General features: G+C 49.0%; 12 protein-coding genes and 2 pseudogenes. 10 read left to right on the top strand and 4 right to left on the bottom strand.

The genetic code is table 11. The annotated features are described in order from the left end of the window. Nucleotides 1–1166 precede the first annotated feature (1166 nt). From ACJHWR_RS24165 to ACJHWR_RS24130, 8 genes and pseudogenes are all read left to right on the top strand, one after another. Nucleotides 1167–1406: a hypothetical protein gene (locus ACJHWR_RS24165; protein ID WP_024224214.1), complete on the top strand. Its 240-nt coding sequence runs from the start codon at nt 1167–1169 to the stop codon at nt 1404–1406. 39 nt (nt 1407–1445) lie between these two features. Next, nucleotides 1446–3884: a type I restriction-modification system subunit M gene (locus ACJHWR_RS24160; RefSeq protein WP_032180025.1), complete on the top strand. Its 2439-nt coding sequence runs from the start codon at nt 1446–1448 to the stop codon at nt 3882–3884. Next, a complete protein-coding gene (locus tag ACJHWR_RS24155; protein WP_223349791.1) occupies nt 3884–5239 on the top strand; it encodes a restriction endonuclease subunit S in 1356 nt (451 codons plus the stop codon). The genes ACJHWR_RS24160 and ACJHWR_RS24155 overlap by 1 nt, the downstream gene beginning before the upstream one ends. 12 nt (nt 5240–5251) lie before the next feature. Next, nucleotides 5252–5908, top strand: coding sequence for a toxin-antitoxin system toxin DNA ADP-ribosyl transferase DarT (darT, locus tag ACJHWR_RS24150; protein WP_000312833.1), 657 nt, complete (start codon nt 5252–5254; stop codon nt 5906–5908). Then, nucleotides 5905–6972 carry a toxin-antitoxin system antitoxin DNA ADP-ribosyl glycohydrolase DarG gene (darG, locus tag ACJHWR_RS24145; RefSeq protein ID WP_000634203.1) on the top strand — a complete coding sequence of 356 codons (1068 nt, stop codon included), beginning with the start codon at nt 5905–5907 and terminating at the stop codon, nt 6970–6972. The genes darT and darG overlap by 4 nt, the downstream gene beginning before the upstream one ends. Before the next feature lie 18 nt (nt 6973–6990). After that, nucleotides 6991–10086: a type I restriction endonuclease subunit R gene (locus ACJHWR_RS24140; protein ID WP_000108736.1), complete on the top strand. Its 3096-nt coding sequence runs from the start codon at nt 6991–6993 to the stop codon at nt 10084–10086. Continuing rightward, on the top strand, nt 10086–10802 hold the full coding sequence (locus tag ACJHWR_RS24135; RefSeq protein WP_001122107.1) for a M48 family metallopeptidase: 717 nt from the start codon (nt 10086–10088) through the stop codon (nt 10800–10802). Before ACJHWR_RS24140 ends, ACJHWR_RS24135 begins: the two co-directional genes overlap by 1 nt. A 344-nt stretch (nt 10803–11146) precedes the next feature. Next, nucleotides 11147–11761: pseudogene (locus ACJHWR_RS24130) on the top strand (IS3-like element IS600 family transposase); the annotation flags it as partial. Between the two features lie 243 nt (nt 11762–12004). Here ACJHWR_RS24130 and ACJHWR_RS24125 read toward each other — a convergent pair. Continuing rightward, nucleotides 12005–13303 (bottom strand): anaerobic C4-dicarboxylate transporter, encoded by a 1299-nt coding sequence (locus ACJHWR_RS24125; protein ID WP_000262203.1) that lies wholly within the window; start codon nt 13301–13303, stop codon nt 12005–12007. Nucleotides 13304–13368: 65 nt separating this feature from the next. Next, nucleotides 13369–14088, bottom strand: a complete 720-nt coding sequence (locus ACJHWR_RS24120; protein WP_000677245.1) for an aspartate/glutamate racemase family protein — start codon at nt 14086–14088, stop codon at nt 13369–13371. Between the two features lie 350 nt (nt 14089–14438). On the opposite strand from ACJHWR_RS24120, the gene hypT reads away from it, so the two are divergent. Then, entirely contained in the window at nt 14439–15377 is a 939-nt protein-coding gene (gene hypT / locus ACJHWR_RS24115) for a hypochlorite stress DNA-binding transcriptional regulator HypT (RefSeq protein ID WP_000789104.1), read from the top strand. A 117-nt stretch (nt 15378–15494) separates the two neighbouring features. Here the strand turns inward: hypT and tnpA are convergent, their stop codons facing one another. Further along, entirely contained in the window at nt 15495–15953 is a 459-nt protein-coding gene (gene tnpA / locus ACJHWR_RS24110; protein WP_021513032.1) for an IS200/IS605 family transposase, read from the bottom strand. 79 nt (nt 15954–16032) lie between these two features. Between tnpA and ACJHWR_RS24105 the strand changes: the two are divergent. Then, nucleotides 16033–16524 (top strand): annotated as a pseudogene (locus tag ACJHWR_RS24105) (ATPase, T2SS/T4P/T4SS family); the annotation flags it as partial. Nucleotides 16525–16681: 157 nt separating this feature from the next. On the opposite strand, the gene ACJHWR_RS24100 reads toward ACJHWR_RS24105, so the two are convergent. Beyond that, entirely contained in the window at nt 16682–17827 is a 1146-nt protein-coding gene (locus tag ACJHWR_RS24100) for an extended-spectrum class C beta-lactamase CMY-2 (RefSeq protein ID WP_000976514.1), read from the bottom strand. Nucleotides 17828–18054: the final 227 nt, after the last annotated feature.

The raw sequence follows: 18054 nt of genomic DNA, 5'->3' as shown, positions 1-18054 counted from the left end.
TCCTAAGACATCAATCATCTGCTCTCCAATGACTAGTCTAAAAACTAGTATTAAGACTATCACTTATTTAAGTGATATTGGTTGTCTGGAGATTCAGGGGGCCAGTCTAGTAAGTGTGATGAGGGTTCCATATGAAGAAGTGATTTCCCGAACAATACAACATGAATATCATCCTCGTAGTCGGTGTTTCTTCACATGAACTCTGTCGCAAATACGCTATATGAAACGTGGCAAGATGAATGTACCTGAGGTTATCAATCTTAAACCGCTTGAGAGTACGCCCTGATCCTGCCCGTTGATAAACTAACTGCATTGTTTGTAATGCTTCATCGGTGGTGAGAACAAGTCGTACTTCCGCTTCTCGCTCATAGCGGACCTTTCGCTCAGTTAACGCATCAGTGTCGTGCCAGAAGTAGACATGGTTAACAAAAATGTGAGTTAATCAACGGAGAGCAGGTCAATCTAACCTGTATCAAAAAAACAAATGTGTCACAAAGATGCCACATGCCTTAATTTGAGTATAATTGAGACGGTAGTAGACGGTTTATGACTATGTATTGTTGATATATAGCTATTTGAAGAGTTGTAGCGCAAGCGCATGGCCCAAACTAATAACGCTACGCCCCTTATCAAAGAGTGGCAACGATGCACAGCCCGCACGAGGCAATATTCGCACAAGAAATCAGGTTCGGAAATAACCTGCTCTGGCATGGCGGGGAGAGTATCAATGGTCAGGCTTTCGGTAAAATGCGGCGGGATGAGGTCGGCGTGGGTTGCAGCAGTACAATGTCGCCCGCAGAGGGTAAGCCACAGCACGGGATCCTCGGTTTCTATCAGGGATTCGACGAAGTGGGCGCAGTTGTCGACCAAGGCGGTGAAATCCATAGTGACATTATAAGGAAACGAACAATAGATCGAGTAAATCGCAGTCAGGGACAAGGATTGTAGTCATAGAGAAGTCTCCTGTAACGGTTTTCAGGAAGCTAATCCCGACGCCTGATTTTGCAGGCGCGGAAGGAGAAGATACTGCGGCCATTAATCCGCCACAAGGCATTTACGTGCATAAATCGCGCAGTCAAATCCGACTCCCACTGTAATTCTTGAACCTGATACCACATTTAGCTAATTTAGCTAACTTATCTATTATACCAGTGGTTGCCATGAATATAAATGAAGACGAGATTTATCGCCATATCCGGCAGGCACTTTCCAGTGCGCCTCGTAACCAGTACACCGTCGAGCTGCACCTGCAAATGATTAAATATGCCGACAAACTGGAACACATTACGGCAAAAGCCTTTTGCGAAGGCACTGGTCTGAGCCAGAGCCTCGGTACCGAATTCAGCAAAATGCGTAACTTAACCCGTCGGTTAAAGGCCGCCGGTCTGAATACCGATCTGCTGTAACCGACTTACGGCACATTATCGCGCAAAACGAGATATTTAATGGCTATCAAAAAAACCGAACTCTATTCTTCCCTGTGGGCAAGCTGTGACGAACTGCGTGGCGGGATGGATGCCAGCCAGTACAAAGACTATGTACTGACCCTGCTGTTTATGAAGTACGTTTCCGATAAGTATAAAGGCGATCCTTACGGGATGATCGTGATACCCAAAGGAGCCAGCTTTGACGATATGGTTGCGCTGAAAAATGACAAAGAGATCGGCGACAAAATCAACAAAATCATCCACAAGCTGGCGGAAGAGAACGGCCTGAAGGGCGTCATCGACGAAGCCGACTTTAACGACGAAGATAAGCTCGGCAAAGGCAAGGAAATGATTGACCGCCTGAGCAAGCTTGTCGGTATCTTTGAAGGGTTAAATCTCTCCAGCAACCGGGCCGAAGGCGACGATCTGCTGGGCGATGCCTATGAATATCTGATGCGTCACTTCGCAACCGAATCCGGTAAGAGTAAAGGACAGTTTTACACTCCAGCGGAGGTGTCACGTATTCTGGCGAAGGTGATTGGTATTACTCCCGATACTCCGCAAGATGCAACGGTTTATGACCCAACCTGTGGCTCTGGTTCGCTGCTGTTGAAAGTGAATGATGAAGCCCGGCGCGGACTGTCGATTTTTGGCCAGGAGATGGATAACGCTACCAGTGCGCTGGCGCGGATGAACATGATTCTGCATAACAATGCCACCGCGAAAATCTGGCAGGGCAATACGCTGAGCGATCCGCAGTGGAAAGAGGCGAACGGCAAACTGAAAGCCTTCGATTTTGCCGTGGCGAACCCGCCTTTTTCCAATAAAAACTGGACCAACGGGCTGACGCCGAAAAAAGATCCGTTTGAACGCTTCGGCTGGGGTATTCCGCCGGAAAAAAACGGCGATTATGCTTTTTTGTTGCATATCATTAAAAGCCTGAAAAGTACCGGCAAAGGCGCGGTGATCCTGCCCCACGGCGTACTGTTTCGCGGTAACGCCGAAGCGAATATCCGTGAAAACCTAATCAAGCAGGGCTATATCAAAGGCGTTATTGGTTTGCCAGCCAACCTGTTTTACGGCACCGGCATCCCGGCGTGCATCATTGTGATTGATAAAGAGCACGCCCACAGCCGCAAAGGCATTTTTATGATCGACGCCAGCCGGGGCTTTATCAAAGATGGCAACAAGAACCGCCTGCGTAGCCGAGATATTCACCGCATTGTGGACGTGTTCAACCATCAGCGAACGGTACCTGGCTACAGCCGGATGGTGCCCTCCAGCGAGATCGCCGGAAATGATTACAACCTGAATATTCCTCGCTATATCGAGAGCGGCGAGCCGGAAGATTTACACGATCTGACCGCGCACTTACAGGGCGGTATTCCGGCACGCGATGTGGATGCTTTGCAAGATTACTGGCGGGTATTCCCTGCCCTGCGCAACGTGCTGTTTGCTGACGACCGTCCCGGTTACTGTCGGGCGCAGGTGAACGCGCAACAGGTGAAACCGACCATTCTGGCGCATCAGGAGTTTAAGGATTTTGCCACCCGCAGCCTGCTACCGTTTAAAGCGTGGGTGAAAGAGGCAAGTCTGGAAGAGATTCGCAAAGGTGATAAACCCAAAGCGCTAATCCACGATATCAGCGAAATGCTATTGGCGCAGTACGCCAACAGTGAGTTGCTGAACAAATACAGCGTGTACCAGATCCTGATGGATTACTGGACTGATGTCATGCAAGACGATGTGTATGCGATTATGCAGGATGGCTGGCAAGCCGCCGCGCAAATCCGCGAGCTTCAGCCGGTGAAAGGCAAAGATGGCAAAAACATCTGGAAAGAAACGCACGATTTCGAGTTTACCAAACGGCGCTACAAGGCCGATGTGCTGCCCCGTTCGCTAGTGGAAATTCGCTGTTTCCCGGAACTGCTGGATGCGCTGAACCGCGCGCAGGAGCGCAGTGAAGAAGCCAGTCGTCAGCTAGTGGAATTCATCGAGGAGCAGGCAGGGGAAGAGGATCTGCTGGCTGAGGCGAAAAACGATAAAGATAAGGTGACGCAAAAGCTGGTGAATGCCCGTCTGGCACAGTTGAAGAAAACCCCTGCCGACCCGGATGAGCTGGCAGTGCTGAACCGCTGTCTGGCGCTGATTAAGGCCGAGGCCAGTGCGAAAAAAGCGCTGAAAGCCGCACAGGAAGCGTTGGATCGAGCGGTATTTAAACATTATCCCACGCTGGATGAAGCAGCGATTAAAACGCTGGTAGTGCAGGATAAGTGGCTGGCAACGTTGCAGGCAGGGATCAAAGCGGAGATAGAGCGTATTACCCAGCAACTGGCGTCGCGCGTAAAGGAGCTGGAAGAGCGTTATGCTGAACCGTTGCCAGCACTTGAAGCCGCCGTTGAGGCGTTGAGCGAGAAAGTGGCCGGGCATTTGCGGGCGATGGGGCTGGAGTGGTGATGGTGGATTTAATGGTGAATGAGCAACGGTCGGGTACGGTGGGGAAAGGTGTGCCTGCGGGGTATAAGCTGACTGAGATGGAGATGATTCCTGAGGATTGGGTTGTATCCACGATATTAAACCTGACAACCAACATAATTGATTATCGCGGCAGAACTCCCAAAAAACTTGGAATGGATTGGGGGGATGGGGATATCGTTGCCCTTTCTGCTGCTAATGTTAAAAAAGGATATATAGATTTATCTACTGAATGCTACTTTGGTTCCGAAGAACTATATAAGCGCTGGATGACATCCGGTCATCCCCAAAAAGGGGACATAGCTTTCACAATGGAAGCCCCTCTGGGGAATGCAGCATCTATTCCTGATAACAGAAAATATATTCTTAGCCAGAGAACAATTCTTTTACAAATAGATAGAGAGAATTTTTCTCCATCACTAATACTCCAAATCTTATTATCAGAGCGTTTTCAATCATATATTTCTGAAAGCGCGACTGGTTCAACGGCCCAAGGGATTAAACGTTCAGTTTTAGAGAAGTTATACATATCTATACCGAAAAGTATCGTAGAGCAAAAGGCTATTGCTAATGTATTAACCAATGTTGATAGCTTGATTCTATCCCTAGAAAAATTACTCTCAAAAAAACAGTCCATCAAAACTGCCACAATGCAGCAACTACTGACTGGTAAAACCCGTTTGCCACAGTTTGCGTTGCGCAAAGATGGCTCTGCTAAGGGATATAAAAAGAGCGAGTTGGGGGAGATTCCTGAAGATTGGAATTGTATTAATCTTGGTGAGCTAGGTAATTGCATTATTGGGTTAACTTACAAACCTGAAGATACATCTGATTATGGTACATTGGTATTACGCTCATCCAACATTCAAAATAATCACTTAGCTTATGATGATAACGTCTTCGTCAGCATAGAACCACCTGAGCGCACAATTGTGAAAGAAGGTGATATCTTGGTATGTGTAAGAAATGGCAGTCGCCAACTTATTGGCAAATGCGCATTAATTGACAAAAATGCGCAGGGCTCAGCATTCGGTGCATTTATGTCAGTATTCCGAACTGATATATATGGATTTACATTTCACCAATTCCAGTCTGATATTATTCAAAAGCAAATCGCTGAAGTTATGGGTGCCACTATCAATCAGATAACTAACAAAGATATGTTGGGCTTTAAAATCCCATTACCTGAAAATACAGAAGAACAAGCCGCCATCGCCGCCATCCTCTCCGATATGGACAAGGAAATCCAAATCCTGCAACAGCGTCTGGACAAAACCCGCCAGCTTAAGCAAGGGATGATGCAGGAACTGTTAACCGGGAAAATCCGCTTAATATAGAAGGGAAAGCACATGGCTTATGATTACAGCGCCAGCCTCAACCCGCAAAAAGCTCTGATCTGGCGTATCGTCCATCGGGACAATATCCCGTGGATTCTGGATAACGGGCTGCACTGCGGCAACAGTCTGGTGCAGGCGGAAAACTGGATCAATATCGGCAACCCGGAGCTGATCGGCAAGCGTGCCGGGCATCCGGTACCTGTCGGAACGGGCGGGACACTGCATGACTATGTGCCGTTTTATTTTACCCCCTTCTCGCCAATGCTGATGAACATCCACAGCGGGCGCGGCGGCATTAAGCAACGCCCCAATGAGGAGATCGTTATTCTGGTCAGCAACTTGCGAAACGTGGCAGCACACGACGTACCCTTCGTGTTTACCGACAGCCATGCTTACTATAACTGGACCAACTACTACACCAGTCTGGATAGTCTGGACCAGATCGACTGGCCCATTTTGCAGGCACGGGACTTTCGCCGCGATCCAGACGATCCGGCTAAATTTGAACGCTATCAGGCAGAGGCGCTAATCTGGCAACACTGCCCGATCTCTCTGCTGGATGGGATAATTTGTTACAGCGAAGAGGTCAGGTTACAATTAGAACAATGGCTGTTTCAGCGTAATCTAACAATGTCCGTTCACACACGGGCTGGATGGTACTTCTCATGATCACATATACACAAGGCAATTTACTGGACGCACCGGTGGAAGCTCTGGTAAATACGGTTAATACCGTCGGTGTCATGGGGAAAGGCATCGCGTTGATGTTTAAAGAGCGCTTCCCCGAAAATATGAAAGTCTATGCCCTCGCCTGCAAACAAAAGCAGGTGATCACCGGCAAAATGTTCATTACCGAAACCGGGGAACTGATGGGACCGCGCTGGATTGTTAATTTTCCGACCAAACAGCACTGGCGCGCTGATTCCCGCATGGAGTGGATTGAAGATGGCTTGCAGGACTTACGCCGCTTTTTGATTGAAGAGAACGTGCAGTCCATCGCCATTCCACCACTGGGCGCAGGCAACGGTGGTTTGAACTGGCCGGACGTTCGGGCGCAGATTGAATCTGCCCTTGGCGACCTTCAGGACGTTGATATCCTGATTTACCAACCGACTGAAAAATACCAGAACGTTGCCAAAAGCACTGGCGTAAAAAAGCTCACTCCCGCCAGAGCCGCCATCGCTGAACTGGTGCGTCGCTACTGGGTATTGGGGATGGAGTGCAGCCTACTGGAAATCCAGAAACTGGCCTGGCTGTTACAACGCGCCATTGAGCAGCATCAACAGGACGATATCCTCAAACTGCGGTTTGAAGCTCACTATTATGGCCCCTATGCGCCCAATCTGAACCATCTGCTTAATGCGCTGGACGGCACCTATCTTAAAGCCGAGAAACGCATCCCGGACAGCCAACCGCTGGATGTGATCTGGTTTAACGATCAGAAAAAAGAACACGTTAATGCGTATCTGAACAACGAAGCCAGAGAGTGGCTACCTGCGCTGGAGCAGGTCAGCCAGTTAATTGACGGCTTTGAATCGCCGTTTGGTCTGGAGTTGCTGGCAACCGTAGACTGGTTGCTGAGCCGTGGCGAATGTCAACCAACGCTGGATTCCGTTAAGGAAGGGCTGCACCAGTGGCCTGCGGGCGAACGCTGGGCCAGCCGTAAGTTGAGGCTGTTTGATAATAATAATCTGCAATTTGCCATTAACCGCGTAATGGAGTTCCATTGCTGAGGGTTTAAGGAGCGCCTTTTGAGTACCGTGGGCCAGCGCGAACGCGCCACACAGCAACGTCTGATTCAGTTTTTTGTTGAAGATTTAGGTTACCGCCATCTGAGTCACCGCACCGGGTACACCGGGAACAGCAACATCGACACTAATATACTGAGCGCGTGGCTAAAACGGCGCGGCGTTAATGATACGTTGATCACCCGGGCGTTGCGGCAACTGGATTCCGCCGCCGCTCTGGGCGAAGGCAAAAAACTCTATTACGCCAATAAAGAGGTCTATCGCCTGCTGCGTTACGGCGTGAAAGACAAAGAAGGCGCAGGCGAGCAGAACCAAACCGTGTGGCTGATTGACTGGGCCAACCCACAAGCCAATGATTTCGCCATCGCCGATGAGGTGACGGTCAAAGGCGAGTACTGCAAGCGCCCGGATCTGGTGCTGTACGTTAACGGCATTGCGCTGGGCGTGATTGAACTTAAGCGTTCGTCAGTGCACGTCAGCGAAGGCATCCGGCAGAATCTCGATAATCAAAAGAAAACCTTTATCCGCGATTTCTTCACCACTATGCAGTTAGTGATGGCGGGCAACGATACGCAGGGCCTGCGCTACGGCACCATCGAAACCCCGGAAAAATACTATCTGGAGTGGAAAGAAGATAATCCAGGCGACTATACACATAAACTCGACTTTCATTTAAGTCGACTGTGTAGCAAATCCAGGCTGTTGGATATCGTCCATAATTACATTGCCTTTGATGTCGGGGTGAAAAAACTCTGCCGCCATAATCAGTTCTTCGGCGTCGAGGCGGCTAAACAACATATTGCCCGTCGTGAAGGCGGTATTATCTGGCACACACAGGGATCGGGTAAAAGCCTGACGATGGTCTGGCTGGCGAAGTGGATCCGTGAAAATGTGCCAAACTCCCGCGTGTTGATTGTGACTGACCGCACCGAACTGGATGAACAGATCGAAAGCGTGTTTATGGGCGTGAATGAAGATATTTATCGCACCTCCAGCGGCAACGATCTTATCGCAACGCTCAATCATCCTAACCCGTGGCTCATTTGCTCGCTGGTGCATAAATTTGGTCGTCGCAGCGAAGCTGAAGACAATGCGGCTACCGACGCCTTTATCACCGAATTACAGCAGTCCCTGACGAAAACATTCCGCGCCAAAGGCGATCTGTTTGTTTTTGTGGACGAGTGCCACCGCACACAATCCGGCAAGCTGCATAACGCCATGACTGCCATTCTGCCGGACGCCCTGTTTATCGGTTTTACCGGCACACCGCTGATGAAGAAAGATAAGAAGAAGTCGGTTGAGGTGTTCGGCCCTTATATCCATACCTATAAATTTGATGAAGCGGTGGCCGACGGTGTGGTGCTGGATCTGCGCTACGAGGCACGCGATATTGACCAGTATCTGACATCAGAGAAAAAGGTCGATGACTGGTTTGAAGCCAAGACTCGCGGTTTGTCGAATTTAGCCAGGACCCAGCTTAAGCAAAAGTGGGGATCAATGCAGAAGCTGCTCTCCAGCAAGTCGCGGCTGGAGCAGATCGTTAACGACATTTTGCTGGATATGGATACCCGTCCACGCCTGATGGACGGGCGCGGCAACGCCATGCTGGTATGCAGCAGTATCTATCAAGCCTGCAAGGTTTACGAGATGTTCAGCCAGACCGAGCTGGCAGGAAAAGTAGCGATTGTGACCAGCTATCGCCCCGATGCCGCCAGCATCAAAGGCGAAGAAACGGGCGAAGGGTTAACGGAGAAACTCTCTAAACACGCCACCTATCGTAAAATGTTGGCTGACTATTTTGAACAAAGTGAAGAGAAGGCCGCCGCACGCATTACCGAGTTCGAGCGGGAAGTGAAACAGCGTTTTATTGAAGAGCCGGGGCAAATGCGCCTGCTTATCGTGGTGGATAAGCTGCTGACTGGCTTTGACGCGCCGTCCGCCACCTATCTCTACATTGATAAAACCATGACCGACCATACGCTGTTTCAGGCGATTTGTCGGGTGAACCGGCTGGACGGTGAGGATAAAGAGTATGGCTATATTATCGATTATAAAGATCTGTTCCGTTCGCTGGATAAAGCGATTACCGATTACACCACGGGCGCGTTTGATGATTACGATCGGGACGATGTGGCCGGGTTGCTGAAAGACAGGCTGGAGCAGGCGCAACTGGATCTCGACAGCGCGCTGGAGATGGTTCGCAGCTTATGTGAACCCGTCAAAACCCCGCGCAGCCTGCAGGACTATCAGCACTATTTTTGCGGTGAATCAGGAGAGAATCAGACTTCGTTAAACGAAAAAGAGGCGCTGCGCCTGACATTTTACCAGTGCGTCGCCCGTCTGCTACGCGCTTATGCCAGCATCGCCAATGAAATGCCGGAAGCAGGCTACACTGCCGAAGAGGTAGAGAGCATTCGCGCCGAAGTCGCTGAATTCGAAAAACTGCGCTATGAGATTAAGCTGACCAGCGGCGATCTCCTGGATATGAAGCGCTTTGAACCCGCTATGCGTCATTTACTGGATATGTATGTTCGCGCCGATGATAGCGAAGTGCTGATGGATTTTGAAGAGTTAAGTCTGATTGAACTGATTGTCGAGAAAGGCTTGGCGGCGACCGTCGCCCTGCCGGATGATATCCGTAATAATCAGGATGCGATGGCGGAAACCATCGAAAACAACGTGCGCAAAACCATCGTGGATGAAAACCCGGTTAACCCAAAATACTATGGACGCATGTCGCAGCTGCTGGATGAACTGATTACCCTTCGCCGACAAAATGCGCTCAATTATCAGCAGTATCTGGAACGTATCCGCGATTTGTGTAAACAGGTCATCCGCCCGGAGCAAACCGCCGGAGCGTGCTACCCTGCCACCATGGATACACAAGCAAAGCGCGCCTTCTATGATAACTTCGGCCACGACGAGGTACTGGCGACCCGCATAGATACGACGATTCGCTATACCAAAAGGGCAGAGTGGATTGGCGATCGTTTTAAAGAACGGGAAATTGCCAACGCATTACGTGAAGAGACCGCCAGCTATAATATTGATATTGATGAGGTGATAGCGCTTGCCCGTCAGCAGAAGGAATATCACTGATGCCAATCATGCAAATAGGCTCGTTACACTTGCTGGTCAACCGTAAGGCGATTAAGAATCTGCATATCAGCGTGCTGCCGCCTGATGGCAAAGTCCGCGTTTCAGCGCCGGAACATATGACGGAGACGGCGATTCGTATGGCGGTTGCTTCACGCTTTCGCTGGATCAGAAAACAGCAGCAGGATTTCGCCAGACAGCCTCGTCAATCAGAGAGGGAAATGGTCAGCGGAGAGTGCCACTATCTTTGGGGCCGAAGATATCGCCTACTTGTGATTGAGCGTCACGGGCGTCACGAAGTAAAAGTTGCGGGAAATAATAAGCTCCAGCTTTATGTTCAACCGGGAACCCGTGATGAAAATAAGGCATTGGCGTTAAGTGAATTTTATCGACATGAACTAAAACAGCAGGTGGCTAAGCTTCTACCTGAATGGCAGGACCGAATCGGTGTTCCCCTAACATTCTGGGGCATCAAAAAGATGAAAACCTTTTGGGGCACCTGTAACACTACAACAAAACGAATCTGGCTCAATCTGGAGCTAATTAAGAAGCCGCCGGAGTGTCTGGAGTATATTCTGGTGCATGAACTGGTTCATCTTCTGGAACGTCACCATAATGCTCGCTTCCGGTTGCATATGGATCGGTTTATTCCTGACTGGCGTGAGCGTCGGGATTTGTTAAATAATATGCCGTTAGCGTTTGAGGCATGGGAGTATTGATTGAGCCTGTAACTGTTTTTTGTCCATAAATTAACCTTCATTTGATGCTGGATTGAACATATCAAAATCAGACAATTACACAAATCTATGTACAGGCTCTTCAATTTGTTTTTGATCGCTGATGTGACTGACAACAAACGCTCACGGAACACTAAATCCCGCTCTTCAGACGTTAACTCGCCTCGCTCAATAAGCTCTCTGATAGAATCTCGTGGCGTTGGCGTGACTACTTCAAAACAAAAAGTCTCACCATTTTTCTCGGCGACAAAGTCTGGTCCAGCATCCTTGCTTTTAATGTCGCTAAAGCCCATCTCCATAAGGTAGCCTGAGTTTAACGGACACTCCTTCGTAAGGAGCTAAGGCTACGCTGTAAGCAGAAACGCAAGTTCAGAGCGACTACGAACTCGAACCACAATCTGCCAGTTGCGCCAAATCTGCTGAACCAGACGTTCGCTCCTACAGCACCAAATCAGGTCTGGGTGGCGGACCTGACGTATGTTGCCACACAGGAGGGATGGTTGTACCTCGCTGGCATCAAAGATGTTTATACGTGCGAAATTGTCGGCTACGCCATGGGAGAGCGCATGACAAAAGAGCTGACAGGTAAAGCCCTGTTTATGGCGCTCAGGAGCCAGCGCCCACCTGCCGGGCTAATCCACCACTCTGATCGAGGTTCACAGTACTGCGCATACGATTACCGGGTCATACAGGAGCAGTTTGGTCTGAAAACATCAATGTCGCGTAAAGGTAACTGTTACGACAACGCTCCGATGGAAAGCTTCTGGGGAACGCTGAAAAATGAGAGCCTGAGCCACTATCGTTTTAATAACCGGGATGAAGCCATCTCAGTAATACGGGAATACATTGAGATTTTCTACAATCGTCAGCGTCGTCACTCTCGTCTGGGGAATATCTCCTCGGCAGCCTTCAGGGAAAAATATCATCAGATGACTGCTTAAAAAAAGAACAAATGGTAGTGTCCGCTATTGCCAGTACACCTCAGGTATCAAAAAGCGATAGATGCAGCTAATACACAACATAACCAAGAAATAAATCATTAAACGACAACACTTAATACCATATTGTGAAGATGTTCAGACATGGCGGAATTCCCCTATTCTTTGTTGGCGCTTACAACAGACTATATTCCGCCATATCTGTCTTTATTGTGTATAAACCATCGATACTGATGTTTGATAGTGCTAAATAATCATTGGCGCAATCACAAAGCCTAATGCCACTCCAGCAATAATTCCCCCCAACCCAGGCAGCATAAATGGATGATTCAGCACATATTTGCCTACACGAGTTGTGCCGGTAGTATCAAATTCCATGGCAGCCAGTGATGTTGGATACGTTGGCAGTACAAATACTCCGGTGACGGCCACATAGGACGCCAGAATTGCCCAGGTGGGCACGTCAAGCGCGACGGCAAGCGGGATAATTAACGGCGTGGTCGCACCTTGCGAGTAGAGCAGCGCGCAAGTGCCAAAAAGAACCAGCGCCAACAACATCGGATACGCCTGCAAAATATCACCAGCAATATCTTTAATCTCAGTTAAATGCGCATCAATAAAAGTGGTGCCTAAGGTTACAATGCCGAGAATTACCGCCAGCGAACTCATCCCCGCACGGAATGTGGAGGTGAGAATAATGGCATCGGTCGCCGTCTTACACAGCACCACCATCAGGCAGGCGGCAGAGAGCATACAGATAATAATGATATCGCGTGTTTCCATCGGTTTACCGATATCAAAACCCGGACGCAGTTGGGGGAAGGCAGCAAGAATAACAATAGCGACCGTCGCCAGCAGGAACAATCCGACGGAGAGCGTCGCACCTGGCTTGATGCTGCTATTATTCTCGTATTTTTGCACCAGTCCTTTTTGCAGGCGCTCAAGGTAGACCTCGTCATCCTGCAACTCACATCCCTGTCGGGAAGCAATAAAAGCGGCGACCATCGCGGCAGCAAAAGAGGTGGGAAGACATACCGACATCACTTGAATAAAACTGACACCGTTTACCTCCATAATAGTGAGCATAGCCGCCATTGCGGCGCTGATCGGCGAACCGGAAATCGCAACCTGCGAAGCGACAACCGAACCGGCAAGCGTGCGGGAAGGACGGATACCGGACTCTTTCGCCACTTCAGCAATCACCGGCAGCGTGGAAAAAACAATAAACCCAGTACCGGCCATAATGGTCATAGACCAGGTGATAATCGGCGCGATTATGTTGATATATTTCGGGTTACGCCGCATAAAATTACCAGCGACGCGTACCAGATAATCCATTCCGCCTGCGGCCTGTAAGGCTGAGGCCGCCACAACAACGGTCATAATAATCAGGATCACGTCGACTGGCGGCGACCCCATAGGCAGACCAAATCCCAGAGTCAGAATGGCAAGCCCAAGCCCGCCACATAAACCAATACCGATTCCCCCCTGGCGAATACCAAAAAATATTGCACCAAGTACTACGATAATTTCCAGCCAAACCATAATGTTCTCCGTTATAAATATAATTCAGTTAAAAGCGAATAACTTTCTGGCTGCGATTTAAATGATTATTGGGTTAAAAGATAATGTTTACCGACACGATTTTCGTACCATTTTATTCCGGCGCGAACGAGTGACGCCGTTGAGTCAATATAGCGGGAAGGCTGCTCTTTAACGGCTTGCGCCAGAATAACCGGAATTTCTGTACAACCAAGAACAAGGATTTCTGCACCGCGGGAAAATAATATTTCAGCCTGCTCATTCATCAACTTTTGTGCGTGCGCTATATTGCCAGCTTTCAAGGAATAAATACTTTCCATCACTTTTTTCTGACCGTCGGCATCGGGGCTGACACAGGTAAATCCCAGCGACTCAATTCCTTTTTGGTATAAACCCATATATAGCGTGGCATTGGTGGCTAACAAGCCAATTCGGGTTTTACCACAGGCGCGAACTTCATTGATCGTAGTTTCTACGATACTTAATATATCAATATGACAAGCATCTTTTAATTCTTTGAACCAGTAATGCGCGGTATTACAGGGAATAACAATACATTCTGCCCCGGCATCTTCCAGCTTATGCATATAATCACGCATAACGGGTAATGGTGAACGCCCATGATGCATTAATGCATCGGTACGGTCAGGAATATCCGGGATCGAAGAAATAATTAAAGGAATATGTTCCTGATCACATTGTGCAGCGGTAAAAGTTACAAATTTATTAAACAGGTCGACGGTAGCTGCCGGCCCCATTCCACCGAGTACACCAATTAAACCTTTCACAATACCTGCCTCTCAAAACGTTAATGACAATACGCGGTAAATAACTGCTGCTCTCTTTTTTAACAGTCGAAATGGGCGATGAGAAATGCAAGGTTGTACAAGGCGATGCAAGACACGCATGATGCAGCTATGGAACATTCCGCTTATTCACCATAGTGATGATGTATTCTGGTTATCTGACGGAAAAATTTCGTTTTTTTGGCGAAATGTGATATCAACGTCAATACCGGAAATGAAGGGGTTATGCACAAAACGAATGATAAAGGCCAGGTTGTGCTAATTGAGAACATTATTTTTATTGCCGGGATGTTTTATTATGTCTTTGGATTGAAAATACAGGTGCCATGGTAATGAAGAATATCGAGACAAAATGGTTATACGATTTCCTGACACTGGAAGCCTGTCGCCATTTTTCTCAGGCGGCAAAAGAGCGTAATCTTTCGCAACCCGCATTCAGCCGACGAATTAAGGCGCTGGAGGCAGCGATCGGCGTTGTTTTATTCGATCGCACGACCACCCCTTTACAATTAACCGAAGAGGGCAAGCTCTTTCATTCCCAGACTCGCAGCTTATTACAGCAGCTTGAATGCAATTTGGGGGAGTTAAACGGCCAGAGTTTACTCGGCGTTCCCAACATTAAAATTGCAGCCGCGCACTCACTATCCCTGAGCGTATTACCCAAACTGGTGCATTCACTTACCGCCTATGGCGGAGAATTTGTCTATCATGTTGAAGCCATTGATGTTGTCCAGGCCGTAAATACGTTACGCGAAGGCAAGAGTGACTTTATTATTTCGTTTCGCGATGAAGATCTTATGCAATCGCCTTTTTGCTGCCTGAAACTGTTTGAATCTGAGTTGTACCCGGTATGTGCCGCCGACGCACAGGGGCACCCTGTATTCGATATCACTCAGCCCCAGGTTCCTTTGCTCAACTATACCGCCACATCTTATATGGGCAGGTTGGTCAATCGTCATCTGGCAGAGGTTGGAGGTATTACCGGGCGCACGATATTTATCTCTTCGATGAGCGAGTTATTAAAGAATATGGCGCTCAACGGATACGGCATTGCCTGGTTACCGATCTGGTCGATCGTCGATGAACTACAGACCAAACGTCTGATATGCCTTGATGCTGCTAAATTGACAGTCCCCATTCAGGCTTATATTTACCGAATGAACACCCGACTGAATAGAACCGCCGAGAACCTCTGGCGTATTTTACAGGAACATATGCCAGACGATTTAATCCAGCAGATATCAATGGAAGAGCCAGCACGCCGCAATTGACGACGTGCAATAAATATCCTCCGGCATAGCCGGAGGTTTTTCAAATGCGCCTATAAGGCTCTCTTACCAGCCGCGCCCTAACAGGCGCACACGATCTGACATTTGCATCCAACTTCGTTACTTACGGTCCGTAAACGGGCTGCCCGGACAGGGAATCGATAACTGCTCTCCCATTTTATCCTCTTCAAGCTGGTGCTTTATGTAATCCTGTATCTTCGCCGTGTTCTTACCCACTGTATCGACGTAGTCCCCCCTGCACCAGAACTCCCTGTTCCTGTATTTGAATTTCAAATCACCAAACTGCTCGTAAAGCATCAGACTGCTTTTCCCTTTCAGATATCCCATAAAGCCGGATACGCTCATTTTGGGCGGGATCTCCACAAGCATATGGATATGATCTGCACAGCATTCAGCTTCCAGAATCCGTACACTTTTCCACTCACACAGCTTTCTCAAAATACTGCCTGTTGCTCTACGCTTCTCTCTGTAGAACACCTGTCTTCGGTATTTTGGCGCAAAAACTATGTGATATTTACAGTTCCATCGGGTGTGCGCTAAGCTCTTTTCGTTCCCCATTTGAACCCCTTTTGATTTCTTGTTTGACTCTTGCAGTTGCCAGACCGCAAGGTGTTTTAACAAATCCGAGGATCTTAGTATGAATATGGAAGAAATTGTGGCCCTTAGTGTAAAGCATAACGTCTCGGATCTACACCTGTGCAGCGCCTGGCCCGCACGATGGCGTATTCGCGGGAGAATGGAAGCTGCGCCGTTTGACGCGCCGGACGTCGAAGAGCTACTGCGGGAGTGGCTGGATGACGATCAGCGGGCAATATTGCTGGAGAATGGTCAGCTGGATTTTGCTGTGTCGCTGGCGGAAAACCAGCGATTGCGCGGCAGTGCGTTCGCACAACGGCAAGGTATTTCTCTGGCGTTACGGCTGTTACCTTCGCACTGCCCGCAGCTCGAACAGCTTGGCGCACCACCGGTATTGCCGGAATTACTCAAGAGCGAGAATGGCCTGATTCTGGTGACGGGGGCGACGGGGAGCGGCAAATCTACCACGCTGGCGGCGATGGTTGGCTATCTCAATCAACATGCCGATGCGCATATTCTGACGCTGGAAGATCCTGTGGAATATCTCTATTCGGGGAGCTACACGCGACAACCAGGAATGCAGCCGTAACTGCAGCAACGACGGGCAAAATGCGCATGGGATTTTCCTTGCTGTATTTTTGTTAAGTGTAGATGACAACAGGAAAAAAAGAGAAAGAAAGGAGGCCCAATATCCTGGGCCTCATCGTCAGTTATTGCAGCTTTTCAAGAATGCGCCAGGCCGCCTCGACACGGACAGGGTTAGGATAGCTTTTGTTTGCCAGCATCACGATGCCAAGGTTTTTTTCTGGAACGAAGGCTACGTAGCTGCCAAATCCACCAGTGGAGCCCGTTTTATGCACCCATGAGGCTTTCACTGCGGGGGCGGGCGGGTTTACCTCAACGGCGGGAAGCGCTGCCAATGCCACTTTGCTGTCGCTGCCGTTGATGATCGAATCAGCTTTCAGCGGCCAGTTCAGCATCTCCCAGCCTAATCCCTGGTACATATCGCCAATACGCCAGTAGCGAGACTGCGCAAGCGCAATGCCCTGCTGGAGCGTTTTCTCCTGAACGTGGCTGGCATCCATGTTGGCCTGAACCCAGCGGGCCATATCAATAACGCTGGATTTCACGCCATAGGCTTCGGCGTCAAGTTGTCCCGGAGAAACGTGTACGGGCTTCCCTTCGCGATAGCCCCAGGCATAATCTTTTTGTTCGTTCTGCGGAACCGTAATCCAGGTATGCGCCAGTTTTAATGGTTGCAGGACGCGTCTGGTCATTGCCTCTTCGTAACTCATTCCTGAGGGTTTCACCGCCAGCGCGCCAAACAGACCAATGCTGGAGTTAGCGTAAAGTCGCTTAGCGCCCGGAGTCCATTGCGGCTGCCAGTTTTGATAAAAATGCAGTAATGCGGCTTTATCCCTAACGTCATCGGGGATCTGCAGCGGTAGGCCGCCTGCCGTATAGGTGGCTAAGTGCAGCAGGCGGATACCCTGCCACTGTTTGCCTGTCAGTTCTGGCCAGTATTTCGTGACCGGATCGCTGAGCTTAATTTCGCCGCGGGCGATAGCATCGCCGCCCAACACGCCGTTAAACGTCTTACTAACCGATCCTAGCTCAAACAGCGTTTGCTGCGTGACTGGGTGGTTATTGGCGATATCGGCTTTACCCCAGGTGAAATAATAGGGTTTTCCCTGGTAGATAACGGCAACGGCCATACCCGGAATAGCCTGCTCCTGCATCAACGGGGTGATGGTGCGATTAACGATATCGGCAATCTGTTGTTCTGTTTTTGCGGCAGCAAATGTGGAGAAAGAGGCTGTCAGCAGCAGAGCGCAGCATAACGATTTTTTCATCATGAAATCAGTTCCGTAATTAAAAGCAAAAAGGTGTCCGGGCCCGTCAGACGCAATCAGTGTGTTTGATTTGCACCGTGTTGACAAACGGTTAAATTTAGCAGCAGATATAAGTTTTTCCTAAATTCCACGTGTGTTTTTTATTAGCTTCAAAAATCACTATTTCACGAAGAATTTAGACTGCTTCTCACACATTGTAACATTATTTACAACCACCTTTCAATCATTTT

Source organism: Escherichia sp. WS568 (assembly GCF_046486085.1).
In the GTDB taxonomy this organism is placed as follows: domain Bacteria; phylum Pseudomonadota; class Gammaproteobacteria; order Enterobacterales; family Enterobacteriaceae; genus Escherichia; species Escherichia coli.
Note: the sequence above shows the minus strand (reverse complement) of the source record. Positions and strands in the feature narration are given on the sequence as shown.

Excerpts from the sequence above, each read along its gene's own strand:
- ACJHWR_RS24160 (WP_032180025.1), top strand. The coding sequence starts at position 1,446 with ATGGCTATCAAAAAAACCGAACTCTATTCTTCCCTGTGGGCAAGCTGT.
- ACJHWR_RS24155 (WP_223349791.1), top strand. The coding sequence starts at position 3,884 with ATGGTGGATTTAATGGTGAATGAGCAACGGTCGGGTACGGTGGGGAAA.
- darT (WP_000312833.1), top strand. The coding sequence starts at position 5,252 with ATGGCTTATGATTACAGCGCCAGCCTCAACCCGCAAAAAGCTCTGATC.
- darG (WP_000634203.1), top strand. The coding sequence starts at position 5,905 with ATGATCACATATACACAAGGCAATTTACTGGACGCACCGGTGGAAGCT.
- ACJHWR_RS24135 (WP_001122107.1), top strand. The coding sequence starts at position 10,086 with ATGCCAATCATGCAAATAGGCTCGTTACACTTGCTGGTCAACCGTAAG.
- ACJHWR_RS24125 (WP_000262203.1), bottom strand. The coding sequence starts at position 13,303 with ATGGTTTGGCTGGAAATTATCGTAGTACTTGGTGCAATATTTTTTGGT.
- hypT (WP_000789104.1), top strand. The coding sequence starts at position 14,439 with ATGAAGAATATCGAGACAAAATGGTTATACGATTTCCTGACACTGGAA.
- tnpA (WP_021513032.1), bottom strand. The coding sequence starts at position 15,953 with ATGGGGAACGAAAAGAGCTTAGCGCACACCCGATGGAACTGTAAATAT.
- ACJHWR_RS24100 (WP_000976514.1), bottom strand. The coding sequence starts at position 17,827 with ATGATGAAAAAATCGTTATGCTGCGCTCTGCTGCTGACAGCCTCTTTC.